Genomic DNA, 17212 nt, shown 5'->3' on the forward strand with positions numbered 1-17212 from the left:
CGAACCGGCTCAGACCCACGGTGCGGCCGGGAATCCCGTCCAGCGGAGCTCCGGCGGGAGATGACTCATCTCGTTGACCATGACGATGCTCGGCGGCGCGCTCGGCCGGTACTCGATCACCGTCAGCGCGGTGTTCGCGCAGTTCAGTCCGAGCCACCGCACCGGCGGCGCGTCCAGCGCGTCCCGGAGGAGCCAGGCGATCGGGTACGAGTGCGTGACGAGGACTTCGTGCCGGTCCTCGTCGTCGACCGGCGGGGTGGCGAATCGCGCGGTCAGGCGCTGAGCGATGCATCGCCCCTCGGCCGCCTCGGCCGGGTCGTAGCCGTCGAAGAACGGCACCCACGACGGCGGGGTCTCCTCCGGCTCCGGGACGTGGGGGACGTGGTCGATCAGTTCGTCGGCCGGCGCCACGGACGCCGTACCGCTCATCACCAGGTCGAGCATCCGGGCCGTGTCTCGGGCGCGCGGCAGCGGTGAATGCCACATCGCGTCGATCCGGACGCCGTCGAGGCGCCGACCCAGCAGACGCGCCTGTTCGCGCCCGACGTCGGTGAGGTTCCCCCACGCGTCGGCGGCCCCGTGACGCGCGAGGTACAGACGTCTGGTCGCCACGGGCTCGTCCCCTACCCCGCCGCCGGACGGTTCTCGGCCGGGGCGACGGTTCCCGCGGCGCAGTCCAGGTGCACCCGTCCGCCGTTCGGGATCCGGTCCAGCGCTCCGGCGACTCCCAGCACGGCGGGGATCCCGTACTCGCGGGCCACGATCGCCGCGTGGGACAGCGCCCCGCCCGTCTGTGTGACCACTCCCGCGGCGAAGGCGAACAGGGGGGTCCACGCGGGGTCGGTGTACGGGCAGACGACGATCTCGCCCCGGCGCACCGCCGAGAAGTCGGCGGGACCGCGTACGAGGCGGGCCGGACCGGTGACCTGACCGGGCGACCCCGGCGTCCCGGTCAGGACCTGCGGGGTGCCGCACCGCGCCGCCGCCGTATCGGGATGCGGCGGCGGCGCGGTCACCGGCCGGGCCTGCAGCACCCACACGGCATCGTCGACGACGGCCCACTCGACGTCCTGCGGTCCGCCCCGCAGGTCCGCGATCCGTCGCCCCAGGCGGGCGAGGCGCACCGCCTGTTCGTCGTTCAGGGACGGCACGTCCCGATCGGCGGCCGGGACCTCGGAGGCGACGACGCCGCCGGGCGCGAGGTCGATCCGGGTCCGTTTGCTCCCCGGCGCGCAGACCACCGTCCCCGCGGCGGCGACCTCGTAGGAGTCGGGTGTGACGGTCCCGCCGACCACGGAGATCCCCAGGCCCCAGGACGATTCAATCCGGACGGGTTCGGCGGCGTGCTGCGGGGTGAACAGCACGCCGGAGACCTCCGCGGGGACGACCGGCTGCACCAGGACCGCCATGTCGCCGGGCTCGACTCCGGCACCCGCCATCCGGCCCAGGTACGTCCGGACCCGCCCGGTCCGCGCCGAGTCGCGGCACTCGGTCACGGCCGCACAGACGTCGTCGACGCCCCGGACACCGAGGAGGCTCTCGTACTGGCCGGCCGCCGAGACGCCGTCCGCGTCCTCGTGCGCCGCCGAGGACCGCACGGCCACGGGGACGTCGCCGAGCCCGCGGAGTCCACGGGCGATCACCGCCCGCAACCGTTCCCCCGACCCGTCGTCGTCGGTGACGACGAAACCGTCGGGCACGGGCAGTCCGGCACGCAGCAGGTCGCCGAGCGCGGCGGCCTTGCCTCCGCAGCGCGCGACCGTCGCCGCGCGAAGAGTCGTCGACATCCTCGGCACCCCGTCCCCGTCATCGTGTCAACATTTGATTGACAACCGACGCCGAGACTAGCAGACTCCGAACCCATGGGAACGAACGACGAACGGTCGGCGGCCGACGACGACCGGGCGCAGGCCGAACGCGAGGCGCAGGCCCGCGACCGCCTCCTCGCTCACGGCGCCGACGCTCTCGCACCGCGGCCGTGGCGGCCGCCGCCCATGCCGCCGTCGGCGACCGAGCTGACGCAGTACGCGGTGTCGCGGGCGGGCGACCTGAGCCGGGAGGAACTCCTGAGCGCGCTCACCCTGCTCCCCGCTGCTCGCGCCGAACAGGACGGGATCGAGTCGGGCCTGCTGTTCCTCGCACGCAGCGAGGGGCTGACCTGGTCGCAGATCGCCGAGGCCATGGGATTCCGCTCCCGGCAGGCCTGCCAGCAGTACGCGGATCGGCTGAACACACGAGGAGAGAATCGACCATGAGCCATCGCTCGACACCGGATCTGCTCACACTGCACGCCGTCCGCGTGCTCGGATACGCCGACACCGACGCCGTGGCCGCCCGCGCCGGAGTCGACGTCGACGAGGCCGCACGGATCCTCGACGACGCCGAACGCCGGGGCTGGGTGCAGCGCACCTCCTTCGCCGATGCCGGGGGATGGTCGCTGACCGAGACGGGGCGGGAGGCCGGCGAAGAGCAGCTCGCGGTCGAGCGCAGGCACACCGATGCCGGGCGCATCGTGGGCGCCGCGTACCGCGACTTCCTCCCCCTCAACGGCCGGCTCGTCCGGGCCGTCACGGACTGGCAGAATGCGGCCGAACGCCGCCGACCGGTTCGCCCCCAACGACCACGCCGACCCCGAATGGGACCGGAGGGTGCTCGACGAACTCGCCGCGGTCGGCGCCGAGGCGGCCCCGATCCTCGACTCGCTCAGCGCGGTGCTCGCCCGGTTCGACGGATATCTCGCCAGATACCGCCGCGCGTTGCGGCGCGCCGAGGCCGGCGAGCGCGGCTGGGTCGACAAGACCGACGTCGACTCCTGCCACCGGGTCTGGTTCCAGCTCCACGAAGACCTGATCGCGACCCTGGGCATCGACCGCTACCAGGGCGACGACGGGTGACCGGACCCGGAGACCGGCGGCACCGGACGGGCGCCGCGCCGCACGACTACCGCTCCGCGGCCGGGTGCTCCGCGCTCAGGAAGTCCCGCTGGAAGATCGCCATCCGGGTCACGTCCTGATACGCGCCGTCGGCGAAGCACTCCTCGCGCAGCACGCCCTCGGTCACGAAACCGGCCTTCCGGTAGACGTGGATCGCCGCGGCGTTGGCGTTGTCGACCAGCAGATACACCTTGTGCAGATTCAGCACCGCGAACGCGTACCGCAGCACGGCCCGGGTGGCCTGGCCGGCGTAACCGCGCCCCTGACTGTCCGGTGCGACGATGATCTGGAACTCGCAGTTCCGGTGCCGGAGGTCGATGCTCACCAGTTCGACGATCCCGCAGCGGCGCCCGGCGTCGTCGATCACGAAGCGGCGCTCGGTCTCGTCGTGCAGTCGTCTGTCGTACCGGTCCTGGATCGCGGCGAGCGAATAGGTCGGTTCGACGAACCAGTACCGCATCACCTCGGGGTCGTTGAACAGTCGATGCACGAACGGGAGGTCCGCCCGCTCCAGCGTCCGCAGTGATGCCGTCATCGGCCCGCCTCTCCGTCCGGCTCGGCCGCCGCGGCCGTCGCCCGTCCTCAGCCTAGGGTCTTTCGCCGACAGACCGCGGACCGCGGCGCGGCGCGTTAGGGTCGGGACCCATGAGCAGCCCCCCGGGTTCTCCGCGCACCGCCGGTCCCGCACCGCGCCACGATGCCGCACGCACCGAGGACCGGGTGGTCCTGCGCGTGCTGATCTACTCCGACGACGCCGACACCCGCCGCCAGGTCCGCCAGGCCCTCGGATCGCGACCGCACCCGGAACTGCCCGAGATCGAATGCCTCGACGTGGCGACGGCCCCGGCGGTGCTGCGCGCATTCGATCGCGGCGGACTCGATCTGGTGATCCTCGACGGCGAGGCCGCCCCCGCCGGGGGTCTCGGCCTGGCCAAGCAGCTGCGCGACGAGTACTCGCCGTGCCCGCCGCTGCTGGTGCTGATCGCCCGCGCCGCCGACCGCTGGCTGGCCGACTGGTCGCGCGCCAATGCCAGCGCCATGCTCCCGGTGGACCCGATCCTGCTGCCGCGCATCGCCGCCGACCTGCTGCGACGCGGCCCCTCGACACCAACCCGGTGATTCACCGGGCATCCTCCCGCCGACACCACTAGTGTGTGTCACAAGTCACATCGAAGACCTGTGGCACACCGAAATCGGTTGCGGCGCCAGCCCTGTCGCCGGCCGCATCGACGACGACCGGAGGAGGATCGCCCCGGCATGAACGCCTACGTCCCGATCCTCGTCCTGGGTGCGGTCGCCCTGGTCTTCGCGGTGGTCTCGGTGGTGATCGCCTCCGTCGTCGGACCGCGCCGGGACAACCGCGCCAAGCTCGAGGCCTACGAGTGCGGCATCGAGACGCTGCCGCCCGCGGCGAACCCGGTCCAGCGTTTCCCGGTGAAGTACTACCTCACCGCGATGCTCTTCATCGTCTTCGACATCGAGATCGTCTTCCTCTACCCGTGGGCGGTCGCCGCCGACGGCCTCGGCTGGTTCGGACTGATCGCGGTGGCGCTGTTCGTCGTCAACGTCTCGGTGGCCTACGCGTACGAGTGGCGGCGGGGAGGTCTGGCCTGGGACTGAGCCGGAGGAACGCATCGATCGACGCACAGCCCACGGATGGATCGATCCGAGAACGGAGGAACCCGAACATGGGGATCGAAGAACAACTGCCCGGCGGCTTCCTGCTGACCACCGTCGAGAAGCTCGCCGGTTTCATGCGCAAGGGGTCGCTGTGGCCGGCCACCTTCGGCCTGGCCTGCTGCGCCATCGAGATGATGGCGACCACGTCCGGCCGCTACGACCTCGCGCGCTTCGGCATGGAGGCCTTCCGCGCTTCGCCCCGGCAGGCCGACCTGATGATCGTGGCCGGCCGGGTCAGCCAGAAGATGGCGCCGGTGCTGCGCCAGATCTACGACCAGATGGCCGAACCGAAGTGGGTGTTGGCCATGGGCGTCTGCGCGTCGTCGGGCGGCATGTTCAACAACTACGCGATCGTCCAGGGCGTCGATCACATCGTCCCGGTGGACATCTACCTGCCAGGCTGCCCGCCGCGCCCGGAGATGCTGATGCACGCCATCCTCGCCCTCCATGAGCAGATCGGCGACACCCCGCTCGGCGTCCACCGCGAGGCGGCGATCACCGCGGCCGAACAGGCGGCCCTCACCGCGCCGACCACCCTCGAGCTCAAGGGACTGCTGCGATGACCGCCGACCGGACCCGACCTGACGCTGCCCGATCAGACGCTGCCCGATCAGACGCTGCCCGACCGGACGACGGCGGACGCGAGGTCGGCGCGCTCGAGACCGCGGGCCTGTGCGGGGGCCTCGCCCGGCCCGACACCGTCGCGGTGACCCACGGTCTGTTCGGCGTCTCCGGCACCGGCGACACCTCCGGTTTCGGCGGCCTCGTCCGCCCGATCACCACGCCCGCCGCCGCGGAGCGTCCCTACGGCGGCTGGTTCGACGAGGCCGTCGACGATCTGCGCGCCGGCCTCGCCGCACGCGGCGCCGACCCCGACCGGGTCCTGGAGAAGGTGGTGATCGACCGCGGGGAACTGACCCTGTCGGTGTACCGCCGGGGACTGCTCGTCGCGGCCGCCGCCCTCCGCGACGAACCGTCGTTGCGCTTCGAACTCTGCCTCGGCGTCAGCGGGATCCACTACCCGGAGATGACCGGCCGGGAACTGCACGCGGTGTACCCGCTGCGCTCGATCACCCACAACCGGCTGCTCCGGCTGGCGACCACCGCCCCGGACTCCGATCCGCGGATCCCGAGCCTGATGAGCGTCTACCCCACCGACGACTGGCACGAGCGCGAGGCCTACGACTTCTTCGGCATCGTCTTCACCGGCCACCCGTCGCTCACCCGCATCGAGATGCCCGACGACTGGGAGGGCCATCCCCAGCGCAAGGACTACCCCCTGGGCGGGATCCCGGTGGAGTACAAGGGCGCGACGGTGCCGCCCCCGAACCAGCGGAGGTCGTACCGATGAGCCCTTCGACAGGTTCGGGGCGGACCGATCTCGGGGATCGGCGAAACGACACCGGAGAACGGGAGTTCGACGTCGGCGGCCGCGACTGGCACGACGTCGTCGACGCCGTCACCGGTTCGGCCGAGGAGCGGATCGTGGTGAACATGGGTCCGCAGCACCCGTCGACGCACGGCGTGCTCCGGCTGATCCTGGAACTCGAGGGCGAGACGGTCACCGAAGCCCGCTGCGGGATCGGCTACCTGCACACCGGGATCGAGAAGAACCTGGAGTACCGCACCTGGACGCAGGGCGTCGCGTTCGTGACCCGGATGGACTATCTGGCCCCGTTCTTCAACGAGACCGCGTACTGCCTGGGCGTGGAGAAGCTGCTCGGCATCACCGACGCGATCCCGCCACGCGCCAGTGTGATCCGGGTGCTGCTGATGGAGCTGAACCGGATCTCCTCGCATCTGGTGGCCCTGGCCACCGGCGGCATGGAACTGGGCGCGGTGACCCCGATGTTCCTCGGTTTCGGGGCCCGCGAGACCATCCTCGACCTGTTCGAGGAGATCACCGGCCTGCGCATGAACCACGCCTTCATCCGGCCCGGCGGCGTGGCCGCCGACCTCCCCGACGGCGCCGAGAAGCGGATCGCGGAGGTGCTCGACGCTCTGCCCGCGCAGCTCGGCGAGGTGGAGACGCTGCTGACCGACAACTACATCTGGCAGGCGCGGACCCGGGGCGTCGGCTATCTCGACCTGACAGGCTGCATGGCGCTGGGCGTCACCGGACCGGTGCTGCGGTCCACCGGGCTGCCCCACGATCTGCGCAAGACCGCCCCGTACTGCGGCTACGAGAACTACGAGTTCGACGTCGTCACCGACACCGCATGCGACTCGTACGGCCGCTACCTGATCCGGGTGCAGGAGATGTACGAGTCGATCGGGATCGCCCGGCAGTGCCTCGACGCCCTCGAACCCGGACCGGTGACGATCGACGATGCGGCGATCGCCTGGCCGGCCGACCTCGCGGTGGGCCCGGACGGCCTCGGCAACTCGCCGCAGCACATCGCCGAGATCATGGGCGTCTCCATGGAGTCGCTGATCCACCACTTCAAGCTCGTCACCGAGGGCCTGCGGGTGCCGCCCGGCCAGTGCTACGTCGCGGTCGAGGCGCCGCGCGGCGAGCTCGGGGTCCACCTGGTCTCCGACGGCGGGACGCGCCCCTACCGCGTGCACTTCCGTGACCCGTCGTTCACCAATCTCCAGGCCGTCGCCGCGATGTGCGAGGGCGGTCTGGTGGCCGACGTGATCACCGCCGTGGCCAGTATCGATCCCGTGATGGGAGGGGTGGACCGATGAACCAGCGTGGACCGACGACCGCCGAACCGGTCTTTCTGCAGATCACGCCGCCGGGCGCGTTCAGCACGACGACGCCGCACCCGCCGGTCGCCTTCTCCGGTCCGGCACGCTACTCCGCCGCCGACGAGGAGGCCCTGCGCGCCGACGCCGCCCCGATCGTCGCCCGCTACCCGCAGCCCCGCTCGGCGCTCCTCCCGCTCCTGCATCTGGTCCAGGCCCACGACGGCTACGTGACCCGCGCCGGGGTCGGCCTGTGCGCCGACCTGCTCGATCTCACCCCGGCCCAGGTGTCCTCCGTGGCCACCTTCTACTCGATGTACCGGCGCGAGAAGACCGGGGAACACCTGGTCGGCGTCTGCACGACGACGCTGTGCGCCGTGCTGGGCGGCGACGCGATCCTCGCCGGACTCACCGACCGGCTCGGGATCGCGCCCGGCGACACCACCGACGACGGCATGGTGACCCTGCAGCGGATCGAGTGCAACGCCGCCTGCGACTTCGCCCCCGTGGTGATGGTGAACTGGGAGTTCTTCGACGATCAGACCCCCGAGTCGGCGGCCCGCCTGATCGACGACCTGCGCGCCGGGAACCCGGTGCAGCCCAGTCGCGGCCCGGACCGGCTGTGCTCGTTCCGGGAGAACGAGCGCCTGCTGGCCGGGGCGGCCCCTTCGACGGGCTCAGGGATCGGATCCTCACGCTCTGAGCCGTCCCCGTCGCTCCCCGAGCCGCCTCAACCGCTCCCTGAGCCGTCTCAGCCGCTCCCCGAGTCGTCTCAGCTGCTCCCCGAGCCGTCTCAACTGCTCCCCGAGTCGTCTCGGCCGCTCCCTGAGCCCGTCGAAGGGTCCGCGCAGTGATCGCCGTCGACCTGCCCCCGGCCGAGCCGGAGCCCGCGCAGACCCCGGTTCTGAGCAGGTACTGGTCCGACGACGAGTCGTGGACTCTGACCGGGTACCTCCGCCGGGGCGGCTACCAGGGCCTCAAGGCCGCGCTCCGGATGCCGCCGGACGACGTGATCGAGCTGGTGAAGACCGCGGGCCTGCGCGGACGCGGCGGCGCGGGCTTCCCGGTGGGACTGAAGTGGAGCTTCATCCCGCAGGAGCGGCCCGGCGCCGGGAGCGAAGCGAGCGGGCCGAATCGGGACGGCGCCGGGAGCGAAGCGAGCGGGCCGAATCGGACCGGCGCTTCGAAGCCGCACTATCTGGTGGTGAACGCCGACGAGTCCGAGCCGGGGACCTGCAAGGACATGCCCCTGATGCTCGCGACGCCGCACATGCTGATCGAGGGCATCGCGATCGCCGCCTACGCGATCCGGGCGCGGCACGCCTTCGTCTACGTCCGCGGGGAGGTGGCCCCGGTGATCCGGCGGCTCCGCGAGGCGACCCGCGAGGCCTACGACGCCGGGCTCCTCGGCCCCCGGGTCCTCGGTTCCACCCTGGATCTGGAGCTGGTGATCCACGCCGGGGCCGGCGCCTACATCTGCGGGGAGGAGACGGCGCTGCTCGATTCGCTGGAGGGCCGGCGCGGACAGCCCCGGCTGCGTCCGCCGTTCCCGGCCGTCGCCGGGCTCTACGCGAGCCCGACGGTGGTGAACAACGTCGAGTCCATCGCCACCGTGCCGTCGATCCTGCGCAACGGCGCCGACTGGTTCCGGTCGATGGGCACCGAGAAGTCGGCCGGATTCACCCTGTACTCCCTGTCCGGGCACGTCGCCCGGCCCGGCCAGTACGAGGCGCCGCTGGGCACCACCCTGCGTGAGCTGTTGGATCGGGCGGGTGGGATCCGTGCCGGTCACCGGCTCAAGTTCTGGACGCCGGGCGGGTCGTCGACCCCGATCTTCACTCCGGAGCATCTCGACGTCCCGCTCGACTACGAGAGTGTGGCCGCGGCCGGGTCGATGCTCGGGACCAAGGCGCTGCAGATCTTCGACGAGACGGTGTGCGTGGTGCGGGCGGCGACCCGCTGGACCGAGTTCTACGCGCACGAGTCGTGCGGCAAGTGCACGCCCTGCCGCGAGGGCACCTACTGGCTGGTGCAGCTCATGCGGCGCCTCGAAGCCGGGGACGCGACCGAGGACGACCTGGAGACCCTGACCGATCTCACCGACAGCATCGTCGGGAAGTCGTTCTGTGCGCTCGGCGATGCCGCGGGCAGTCCGATCCTGAGTTCGCTGAAGCATTTCCGCGACGAGTACCTCGCGCACTTCGCCCACGACGGCCATCCGGGCGGGTGCCCGTTCGATCCGTCCAAGGCCACGGTCTTCGCCGATCGCACGACCCCCTCCGCCGACCGAGCGGTCCCTTCCGCCGACCAAGCGGTCCCCGCCGATGATCGAGCGGCCTCCTCCGATGATCGCGCGGCCTCCTCCGATGATCGAGCGGAGTCGAGATCATGACCGTCACCGAACCCCGCCGCACCGACGCCGCCGAGGACCTGGTCACCCTCACCGTCGACGACGTCGAGGTGTCCGTCCCCGCGGGCACCCTGGTGATCCGCGCCGCCGAACTGATCGGCGTGGCGATCCCGCGCTTCTGCGATCACCCGCTGCTCCCGCCCGCGGGCGCCTGCCGCCAGTGCCTGGTGGAGATCGAGGGGCAGCGCAAACCGATGGCGTCGTGCACGGTGACCGTCTCCGACGGCATGGTGGTGCGCACCCAGCACACCTCGGCCGCGGCCGCCCGCGCGCAGCGCGGCGTGATGGAGTTGCTGCTGATCAACCATCCGCTCGACTGCCCGACCTGCGACAAGGGCGGCGAATGCCCGCTGCAGAACCAGGCCGTGTCGGCGGGACGGCCGAAGTCGCGGTTCGACGGCGTCAAACGCACCTACACCAAGCCGGTGCCGCTCTCGACGGAGGTGCTGCTCGATCGTGAACGCTGTGTGCTGTGTGCCCGCTGCACGCGGTTCTCGAACGAGATCGCCGGGGATCCGCTGATCGAACTGGCCGAGCGCGGCGCCCTGCAGCAGGTGTCGGCGTACCAGGACGAGCCCTTCGAGTCGTACTTCTCCGGGAACACCGTGCAGATCTGTCCGGTCGGCGCGCTCACCGGCGCGGCCTACCGGTTCCGCGCGCGGCCCTTCGACCTGATCTCCTCCCCCGGCGTCTGCGAGCACTGCGCGGGCGGCTGCGCGCTGCGCACCGATCACCGGCGCGGCACCGTCCTGCGGCGGCTCGCCGGCGACGACCCCGAGGTGAACGAGGAGTGGAACTGTGACAAGGGTCGCTGGGCCTTCGCCTACACCCGGCTCCCCGACCGGTTCACGACGCCGCTGGTCCGCGACGCCGACGGTGTCCTGGTGCCCGCGTCGTGGCCGCACGCCCTCGCCGTCGCCGCCCGCGGTCTCGCACCGGCCCGCACCGGGGTCCTGGTGGGCGGACGCGCCACCGTGGAGGACGCCTACGCCTACGCGAAGTTCGCGCGGACCGTCCTGCGGACGAACGACGTCGACGCCCGCATCCGCGAGCACTCGGACGAGGAGAGCGCGTTCCTCGCCGCGCACGTCGCCGGTTCCGGGATCGGACTCACCTACGCCCGACTGGAGCAGGCGACGACGGTGGTGCTCGCCGGACTCGAGCCCGAAGAGGAGTGCGCCGCCCTGTTCCTGCGGCTGCGCAAGGCCGTGCGCAGGCACGGGATGCGCATCGTGACGCTCGCGCCGTGGCTGAGTCCGGGCACCGCGAAGCTCACCGCGAGCGTACTGGTCTGCCGCCCCGGGGAGGAGGCCGACGTGCTGTCCGGTCCCGAGGTGGCCGACCTGCTCGCGGCCCCGGATTCGGTGCTGCTGGTCGGCGAACGGCTCGCCGGTTCCCCCGGCGCCCTCGCCGCCGCGGCCCGGGTCACCGAGACCACCGGTGCCCGCCTGGCCTGGGTGCCGCGGCGCGCCGGGGAGCGGGGCGCCCTCGACGTCGGCGCCGCCCCGGATCTGCTGCCCGCGGGTCGGCCGCTCTCGTCGGGGATCGCCCGGCGCGACCTCGCCGCGATCTGGGGGTCCACCCCGCCCTCCGAACCCGGCCGGAGCACCGACGCCATCCTGGCGGCGCTCGCCTCCGGGGAACTCGAGGCGGTGATCACCGGCGGCGTCGACGTCGACGACCTGCCCGATCCGGAGGCCGCCGCCGCAGCTCTGCGGCGCGGTTTCACGGTGAGCCTGGAGCAGCGGCCGTCGTCGGTCACCGAGTTCGCCGACGTGGTGTTCCCGGTGGCCGCGGTGGCCGAGAAGAGCGGCACGTTCGTGACCTGGGAGGGTCGGCCGCGCCCGTTCGACACCGCGCTGCCGCCCCGTCCGGACCGCACGCATCCGCTCTCGGATCACCGGGTGCTGCACGCGCTCGCCGCCGAGCTCGGCGCCGACCTGAACTGCGACTCGGCCGAGGCGATCCACCGGGAGTTCAGCCGGATCGGTCCTTGGCGCGGCAATCGCGCGACGCTGGAGCCGCGGACGTCGACGCGGGCGTTCGTCGCCGACTCGGCGCGCTCGACTCAGCCGACGGTGAAGTCTGCAGCTGAGCCGGGCGAGGCGCCGGCCGAGACCGTGTCGAAGCCCCGCCCGACGCTCGCTCTCACCCTCGCGACCTGGAAGCTCCTGCTCGACGCCGGACGTCTGCAGGACGGCGAACCGCACCTGGCCGGGACGGCGCGGCGGGCCGTCGTCCGGCTGTCGCCCGGGACCGCACGGCGGCTCGGTCTGGCCTCCGGTGATCCGGTCACCGTCGCCACCGATCGCGGCGCGCTCACCCTCCCGCTGCTGCTCACGGCCATGCCCGACGACGTGGTCTGGGTGCCGCAGAACTCTCCCGGCGCCCCGGTCTACCGGACGCTGGCCGCCACCGCGGGCAGCACCGTCACGGTGTCCGCGGGCACGGAGCTCCCGGGCGCAGGGTCCCCGGGCGCAGAGTCCCCGGGCGCAGGACCCTCGACGGAGGCGAACCGGTGATGCTCGCCGCGGACCGGGAGTTCCCCGCCCTCACCGACTTCGGTCACGACCCGTGGTGGCTGATCCTGGCCAAGGCGATCGCGATCTTCGCCTTCCTGGTCCTCACCGTGCTGGTGGCGATCCTCGCCGAACGCAAGGTGATGGCCCGCATGCAGCAGCGGCTGGGCCCCAACCGCGTCGGCCCCGGCGGCCTGCTGCAGAGCCTGGTCGACGGTGTGAAACTCGCCCTCAAGGAGGGCCTGACCCCGGCGGGCGTGGACAGGCCGCTGTATCTGCTGGCGCCGGTCATCGCGGTGGTCCCGGCGATCATGGCCTTCGCGGTGATCCCGATGGGCCCGATGGTCTCGGTGTTCGGGCATCGGACCCCGCTGCAGCTGACCGATCTCCCGGTCGCGGTGCTGTACGTCCTGGCGATCACCTCGATCGGCGTCTACGGCATCGTGCTGGCGGGCTGGTCGTCGTCGTCGACCTATCCGCTGCTCGGCGGTCTCCGGTCGACGGCCCAGGTGATCTCCTACGAGATCGCGATGGGCCTCGGTTTCGCGACCGTGTTCCTGCTGTCGGCCACCATGTCGACATCCGGGATCGTGGCCGGGCAGCAGAGCCGCTGGTACGTGCTGGTGCTGCTGCCATCGTTCGTGGTCTACGCGATCGCGATGGTCGGCGAGACCAACCGCGCGCCGTTCGACCTCCCCGAGGCCGAGGGCGAACTGGTCGGCGGCTTCCACACCGAGTACTCGTCGTTGAAGTTCGCGATGTTCATGCTCGCCGAATACATCAACATGGCGACGGTGTCGGCGCTGGCCACCACGCTGTTCCTCGGCGGCTGGCAGGTGATGTGGCCGATCAGCCTGATCCCCGGCGCGAACTCCGGCTGGGTGCCGCTGGTGTGGTTCGTGTTCAAGATGTGGTGTTTCCTGTTCGTCTTCATCTGGTTGCGCACCACCCTTCCGCGCCTGCGCTACGACCAGTTCATGACGCTCGGCTGGAAGGTCCTGATCCCGTTCGCCCTGGCCTGGGTGATGGTGGTCGCGGTGATCGTGCAGGCCACCCGCGGCCTGTCCGGCACCGTCACGGGGCTGATCTTCGGCGCCGTCGGGATCGTGGCCACCGCGGCGCTGGTGGCCACGATCGCCAGGGTGGTCGGCGGGTCCGCCGCGCCGCCGCCCCCGACCCCGGATCCGGCGGCGCCCTTCGACCCGATGGCCGGCGGATTCCCCGTGCCGCCCCTGCCGGGCCAGGTGGTGCCGGGGTCCCGGCCTCACTCGATCAAGGAGAGCACCGATGCCTGAGCTGCCCACGCCCCCGCTGCCCACACCCGTCGCCGGTTTCGCGGTGACCTTCGGAACCATGTTCCGCACGCCCGTGACCGAGCGGTATCCCGAGGAGAAGCGGCCGCCCGCGGCCCGCTTCCACGGCCGCCACCAGCTCAATCGCTACGCCGACGGCCTGGAGAAATGCATCGGATGCGAGTTGTGTGCGTGGGCCTGCCCGGCCGACGCGATCCTGGTGGAGGGCGCACCGAACCAGGAGGAGGAACGGTATTCGCCCGGCGAACGCTACGGCCGCGTCTACCAGATCAACTATCTGCGCTGCATCGGGTGCGGACTGTGCATCGAGGCGTGCCCGACCCGGGCGCTCACCATGACCGACGACTACGAGCTCACCGGACCCAGCCGGGCCGGTCTGATCTACGAGAAGGATCAGCTCCTGGCACCGCTCGACGACGACATGACGCCGCCCCCGCACGACATGGCGCCGGGGACCCGACCGGAGCACTACTACCGGGGCGAGGTGACGGCCCGGTCGGCCGAACCCGCCGACGATCCCGTCGGGCCCGACGAGGAGCCCCGGTGACTCCCGCCGCGCTGATCGCCGGCACGTCGATCTCCGATGCCGCGACGAGTCCCGTCGTCCTCGCCGCCGGGACGGCCCAGACGGGTCTGGGCGAGGCCGTCACGTTCTGGGTGCTCGCCGCGACGGCGGTGGTCGGGGCGCTCGGCGTGGTGCTCTCCCCCCGGGCCGTCTACTCGGCGGTGTTTCTGGCGATGACGATGATCGTCCTGGCGGTGTTCTACGTGATGCAGGGCGCGCTGTTCCTGGGGGTGGTGCAGATCGTCGTCTACACCGGCGCGGTGATGATGCTGTTCCTGTTCGTGCTGATGCTGATCGGCGTCGACTCCTCGGACTCCCTGGTGGAGACGATCCGCGGGCAGCGTCTGCTGGCGGCCGGGCTGGGCGCCGGGTTCGCGGTCCTGCTGATCGCCGCGCTCGGGCACGCCGCACTCGGCCCCTTCCACGGCATGGAGGAGCGGGCCGCCGCGGCGCAGACCGACGGCTCGGTGCGGGCGCTGGCCGAACTGATCTTCGTCGACCATCTGTGGGCGTTCGAGCTCACCGGCGCCCTGCTGATCACCGCGACGCTCGGGGCGATGGTGCTCGCGCACCGGCAGCGGCTGTCCCCGAAGCTCGGTCAGCGCGAGCTCTCCATCAGGCGTTTCGCCGACGGCGCCCGGGCGACGCCGCTGCCGCCGCCGGGTGTCTTCGCCCGGCACAACGCCGTCGACGTCCCCGCCCTGGAACCGGACGGGAGCCCGTCGAAGCAGTCGGTCAACGCACTGCTCACACCGCGGGATCCGGCCGCGGACTCGGGCTCGGGCGCCAGACAGGTGGGCTCGGCGGCGGGAGGCGAGCGATGAACCCGGCCGGCTGTCTCTTCCTCGCGGTGGTCCTGTTCGCCGTCGGCGCCGCCGGGGTGCTGCTGCGGCGCAACGCGCTGGTGGTGTTCATGTGCGTGGAGCTGATGCTCAACGCCGCCAATCTCGCGTTCGTCACCTTCGCGCGCATGCACTCGAGTCTCGACGGTCAGGCGGTCGCCTTCTTCACGATGGTGGTGGCCGCGGCCGAGGTGGTGGTGGGTCTGGCGATCATCATGGCCATCTTCCGAGCCCGGAGATCGGCCTCCGTCGACGACGCCGACCTGCTGAGGCGGTGACGCGATGGACACGGTGGTCCCGGACCTCGCAGTCCTGAACGCCGCGGCGCTCACCGGCGGCTTTTGGGCGGGACTGCTCTGGGCGATCCCCGGTCTGCCCGCGTTCGGTGCGCTGACGCTGCTGCTCGGGGGGCGGCGGACGAACGCCTGGGGGCACCTGGCCGCCACCGGTCTCGCCGGCGCCGCCGCCGTGGCGGGCCTGGCGAGCTGGTTCGCCATGCTCGGCCGCGACACCGCCGGACGCACGGTGATCGCGGGCGGCTGGGAGTGGATCCGGGTCGGCGATCTCCGTGTCGAGGCGGCGCTGCGGCTGGACCAGCTGTCGATGTGCTTCGTGTTGCTGATCACCGTGGTCGGGACGCTGATCCACGTCTATTCGCTCGGCTACATGAGAACCGACTCGGGTCGTCGTCGGTTCTTCGCCTATCTCAACCTGTTCCTGGCGGCCATGCTGGTACTGGTGCTCGCCGACGGCTACCTCGGGATCTACCTCGGCTGGGAGGGCGTCGGCGTGGCGTCGTACCTGCTGATCGGGTTCTGGCAGCACAGGAAGTCGGCGGCCACCGCGGCCAAGAAGGCGTTCGTGATCAACCGTGTCGGCGACGTCGGGTTCGCGATCGCCCTGATGCTCATGTTCGCGACCTTCGGTTCGGTCGGCTTCGCCGACGTGTTCGACGACGCCGGCGCGGCGAGTCCGTCGACGCTCACCGGGATCTGTCTGCTGCTGTTGCTGGCCGCGTGCGCCAAGTCCGCGCAGGTCCCGCTGCAGGCCTGGCTGCTCGACGCCATGGAGGGCCCCACCCCGGTGTCCGCGCTGATCCACGCGGCCACCATGGTGACCGCGGGCGTCTACCTGATCACCCGGTCGGGCCCGCTGTTCCATCTCGCGCCGACCGCCCGGACCGCGGTGATCGCGGTCGGCGCGGTGACCGTCCTGGTCGGGGCGATCATCGGCTGCGCCCAGGACGACATCAAGAAGGCGCTGGCGGCGTCGACCATGAGCCAGATCGGTTACATGATCCTCGCCACCGGGCTCGGCCCGATCGGTTCCGTGTTCGCGATCATGCACCTGCTGACCCACGGCTTCTTCAAGGCCGGGCTGTTCCTCGGCGCAGGTTCGGTGATGCACGCGATGGACGACGAGACCGACATGCGCCGCTACGGCGGCCTCGCGCGGCTCCTGCCGATCACCTTCGTCACCTTCGGCGTCGGCTGTCTGGCCCTGATCGGGATCCCGCCGTTCTCCGGTTTCTTCTCCAAGGACGGGATCATCGAGACCGCGCTCGCCGCGGGCGGGGTGCGCGGGCCGATCCTGTTCGCGGTGCTGGTGCTGGGCGCCGGGATCACCGCGTTCTACATGACGCGGGTGACGGTGATGACCTTCTTCGGCGAACCGCGCTGGTCGAGCGACCCCTCTCGCGAGTCGAACCGCCCGCGCCCCCACGAGTCTCCGCTCTCGATGACGCTCCCCATGATCGTGCTGGCCGTCGGCTCGCTGCTCCTGGGCGGAGCCCTCGCTCTCGGCGGGACGCTGGAGCACTGGCTGGCCCCGGTGGTCGGCGAGCCCGAACATCGCCAGGCTCTGCTGCCTGCGGCCGCGGTGACCGTGATCGTGCTGGTCACGGTGCTCGCCGGCGTCGCACTCGGCTGGCTCCGGTACGGGCGGAATCCCGTCCCGGTCACGGCTCCCGACGACGTGTCGCCGCTGACCGTCGCCGCCCGCCGAAGCCTCTACGGGGATGCGGTCAACGAGCGGGTGTTCGAGGGTGTCGGCCGGGCGGCGGTGCGCGGCGTCGTCGTCTTCGAGGAGGACGGACTGGATCGGCTGCCGTCCGGCGTCGGCGCCGGGGTGACCGGACTGTCGCGGCTCACCCGGCGTCTGCAGAGCGGTTACGTGCGGTCGTATGCGGCGTCGATCCTCGGCGGCACGATCCTGATCGGCGCGATCACGTGGGTGGTGAGTTCGCTGTGAGCCTCTCGG

16 protein-coding genes and 1 pseudogene are annotated in these 17212 nt (G+C 71.6%); 14 read left to right on the forward strand and 3 right to left on the reverse strand.

Going from position 1 to position 17212, the window contains the following annotated elements; genetic code table 11:
- Positions 1-9: 9 nt before the first annotated feature.
- A complete protein-coding gene (locus QM809_RS16520; RefSeq protein ID WP_415046790.1) occupies positions 10-612 on the reverse strand; it encodes a histidine phosphatase family protein in 603 nt (200 codons plus the stop codon).
- 11 nt (positions 613-623) lie between these two features.
- Entirely contained in the window at positions 624-1787 is a 1164-nt protein-coding gene (locus tag QM809_RS16525) for a PEP/pyruvate-binding domain-containing protein (RefSeq protein WP_415046791.1), read from the reverse strand.
- 75 nt (positions 1788-1862) lie between these two features.
- Here QM809_RS16525 and QM809_RS16530 point away from each other — a divergent pair, with 75 nt between their 5' ends.
- Positions 1863-2255 carry a hypothetical protein gene (locus QM809_RS16530; RefSeq protein ID WP_415046792.1) on the forward strand — a complete coding sequence of 131 codons (393 nt, stop codon included), beginning with the start codon at positions 1863-1865 and terminating at the stop codon, positions 2253-2255.
- Positions 2256-2582: 327 nt separating this feature from the next.
- Positions 2583-2894, forward strand: a complete 312-nt coding sequence (locus QM809_RS16535; RefSeq protein ID WP_415046793.1) for a hypothetical protein — start codon at positions 2583-2585, stop codon at positions 2892-2894.
- Between the two features lie 46 nt (positions 2895-2940).
- Here QM809_RS16535 and QM809_RS16540 read toward each other — a convergent pair whose 3' ends face one another.
- Positions 2941-3468 (reverse strand): GNAT family N-acetyltransferase, encoded by a 528-nt coding sequence (locus QM809_RS16540; protein ID WP_415046794.1) that lies wholly within the window; start codon positions 3466-3468, stop codon positions 2941-2943.
- A 110-nt stretch (positions 3469-3578) separates the two neighbouring features.
- Between QM809_RS16540 and QM809_RS16545 the strand changes: the two genes are divergently transcribed.
- From QM809_RS16545 to nuoL, 12 genes and pseudogenes are all read left to right on the forward strand, one after another.
- Positions 3579-4052 carry a hypothetical protein gene (locus QM809_RS16545; RefSeq protein ID WP_415046795.1) on the forward strand — a complete coding sequence of 158 codons (474 nt, stop codon included), beginning with the start codon at positions 3579-3581 and terminating at the stop codon, positions 4050-4052.
- Positions 4053-4190: 138 nt separating this feature from the next.
- Positions 4191-4553, forward strand: coding sequence for an NADH-quinone oxidoreductase subunit A (locus QM809_RS16550; RefSeq protein ID WP_415046796.1), 363 nt, complete (start codon positions 4191-4193; stop codon positions 4551-4553).
- Positions 4554-4621: 68 nt separating this feature from the next.
- Positions 4622-5176: a NuoB/complex I 20 kDa subunit family protein gene (locus QM809_RS16555; protein ID WP_415046797.1), complete on the forward strand. Its 555-nt coding sequence runs from the start codon at positions 4622-4624 to the stop codon at positions 5174-5176.
- Positions 5177-5283: 107 nt separating this feature from the next.
- Entirely contained in the window at positions 5284-5964 is a 681-nt protein-coding gene (locus tag QM809_RS16560; protein ID WP_415047124.1) for an NADH-quinone oxidoreductase subunit C, read from the forward strand.
- The gene (gene nuoD / locus QM809_RS16565) at positions 5961-7304 is read left to right on the forward strand and encodes an NADH dehydrogenase (quinone) subunit D (protein ID WP_415046798.1); all 1344 of its coding nucleotides are present in this window, start codon (positions 5961-5963) and stop codon (positions 7302-7304) included. The genes QM809_RS16560 and nuoD overlap by 4 nt, the downstream gene beginning before the upstream one ends.
- Positions 7301-9564, forward strand: a pseudogene (nuoF, locus tag QM809_RS16570) (NADH-quinone oxidoreductase subunit NuoF); the annotation flags it as partial. The gene nuoD and the pseudogene nuoF, both read left to right, overlap by 4 nt.
- 128 nt (positions 9565-9692) lie before the next feature.
- Complete coding sequence (locus QM809_RS16575; RefSeq protein ID WP_415046799.1) at positions 9693-12236, forward strand: NADH-quinone oxidoreductase subunit G; 2544 nt, start codon at positions 9693-9695, stop codon at positions 12234-12236.
- On the forward strand, positions 12236-13528 hold the full coding sequence (gene nuoH, locus QM809_RS16580; protein WP_415047125.1) for an NADH-quinone oxidoreductase subunit NuoH: 1293 nt from the start codon (positions 12236-12238) through the stop codon (positions 13526-13528). The genes QM809_RS16575 and nuoH overlap by 1 nt, the downstream gene beginning before the upstream one ends.
- Complete coding sequence (nuoI, locus tag QM809_RS16585; protein ID WP_415046800.1) at positions 13521-14093, forward strand: NADH-quinone oxidoreductase subunit NuoI; 573 nt, start codon at positions 13521-13523, stop codon at positions 14091-14093. Before nuoH ends, nuoI begins: the two co-directional genes overlap by 8 nt.
- Before the next feature lie 29 nt (positions 14094-14122).
- Complete coding sequence (locus tag QM809_RS16590; protein ID WP_415047126.1) at positions 14123-14935, forward strand: NADH-quinone oxidoreductase subunit J; 813 nt, start codon at positions 14123-14125, stop codon at positions 14933-14935.
- The gene (nuoK, locus tag QM809_RS16595; protein WP_415046801.1) at positions 14932-15231 is read left to right on the forward strand and encodes an NADH-quinone oxidoreductase subunit NuoK; all 300 of its coding nucleotides are present in this window, start codon (positions 14932-14934) and stop codon (positions 15229-15231) included. The genes QM809_RS16590 and nuoK overlap by 4 nt, the downstream gene beginning before the upstream one ends.
- 4 nt (positions 15232-15235) lie before the next feature.
- Positions 15236-17203 (forward strand): NADH-quinone oxidoreductase subunit L, encoded by a 1968-nt coding sequence (gene nuoL, locus QM809_RS16600; protein WP_415046802.1) that lies wholly within the window; start codon positions 15236-15238, stop codon positions 17201-17203.
- Positions 17204-17212: the final 9 nt, after the last annotated feature.

This window comes from Gordonia sp. (in: high G+C Gram-positive bacteria) (assembly GCF_047600385.1).
GTDB lineage: Bacteria > Actinomycetota > Actinomycetes > Mycobacteriales > Mycobacteriaceae > Gordonia.

What these genes read in the sequence shown, in the direction of transcription:
- nuoD (WP_415046798.1), top strand. Translation starts at nt 5,961, where the DNA reads ATGAGCCCTTCGACAGGTTCGGGGCGGACCGATCTCGGGGATCGGCGA.
- QM809_RS16550 (WP_415046796.1), top strand. Translation starts at nt 4,191, where the DNA reads ATGAACGCCTACGTCCCGATCCTCGTCCTGGGTGCGGTCGCCCTGGTC.
- QM809_RS16540 (WP_415046794.1), bottom strand. Translation starts at nt 3,468, where the DNA reads ATGACGGCATCACTGCGGACGCTGGAGCGGGCGGACCTCCCGTTCGTG.
- QM809_RS16535 (WP_415046793.1), top strand. Translation starts at nt 2,583, where the DNA reads ATGCGGCCGAACGCCGCCGACCGGTTCGCCCCCAACGACCACGCCGAC.
- nuoH (WP_415047125.1), top strand. Translation starts at nt 12,236, where the DNA reads ATGCTCGCCGCGGACCGGGAGTTCCCCGCCCTCACCGACTTCGGTCAC.
- QM809_RS16545 (WP_415046795.1), top strand. Translation starts at nt 3,579, where the DNA reads ATGAGCAGCCCCCCGGGTTCTCCGCGCACCGCCGGTCCCGCACCGCGC.
- QM809_RS16575 (WP_415046799.1), top strand. Translation starts at nt 9,693, where the DNA reads ATGACCGTCACCGAACCCCGCCGCACCGACGCCGCCGAGGACCTGGTC.
- QM809_RS16555 (WP_415046797.1), top strand. Translation starts at nt 4,622, where the DNA reads ATGGGGATCGAAGAACAACTGCCCGGCGGCTTCCTGCTGACCACCGTC.
- QM809_RS16525 (WP_415046791.1), bottom strand. Translation starts at nt 1,787, where the DNA reads ATGTCGACGACTCTTCGCGCGGCGACGGTCGCGCGCTGCGGAGGCAAG.
- nuoK (WP_415046801.1), top strand. Translation starts at nt 14,932, where the DNA reads ATGAACCCGGCCGGCTGTCTCTTCCTCGCGGTGGTCCTGTTCGCCGTC.
- QM809_RS16530 (WP_415046792.1), top strand. Translation starts at nt 1,863, where the DNA reads ATGGGAACGAACGACGAACGGTCGGCGGCCGACGACGACCGGGCGCAG.
- nuoI (WP_415046800.1), top strand. Translation starts at nt 13,521, where the DNA reads ATGCCTGAGCTGCCCACGCCCCCGCTGCCCACACCCGTCGCCGGTTTC.
- nuoL (WP_415046802.1), top strand. Translation starts at nt 15,236, where the DNA reads ATGGACACGGTGGTCCCGGACCTCGCAGTCCTGAACGCCGCGGCGCTC.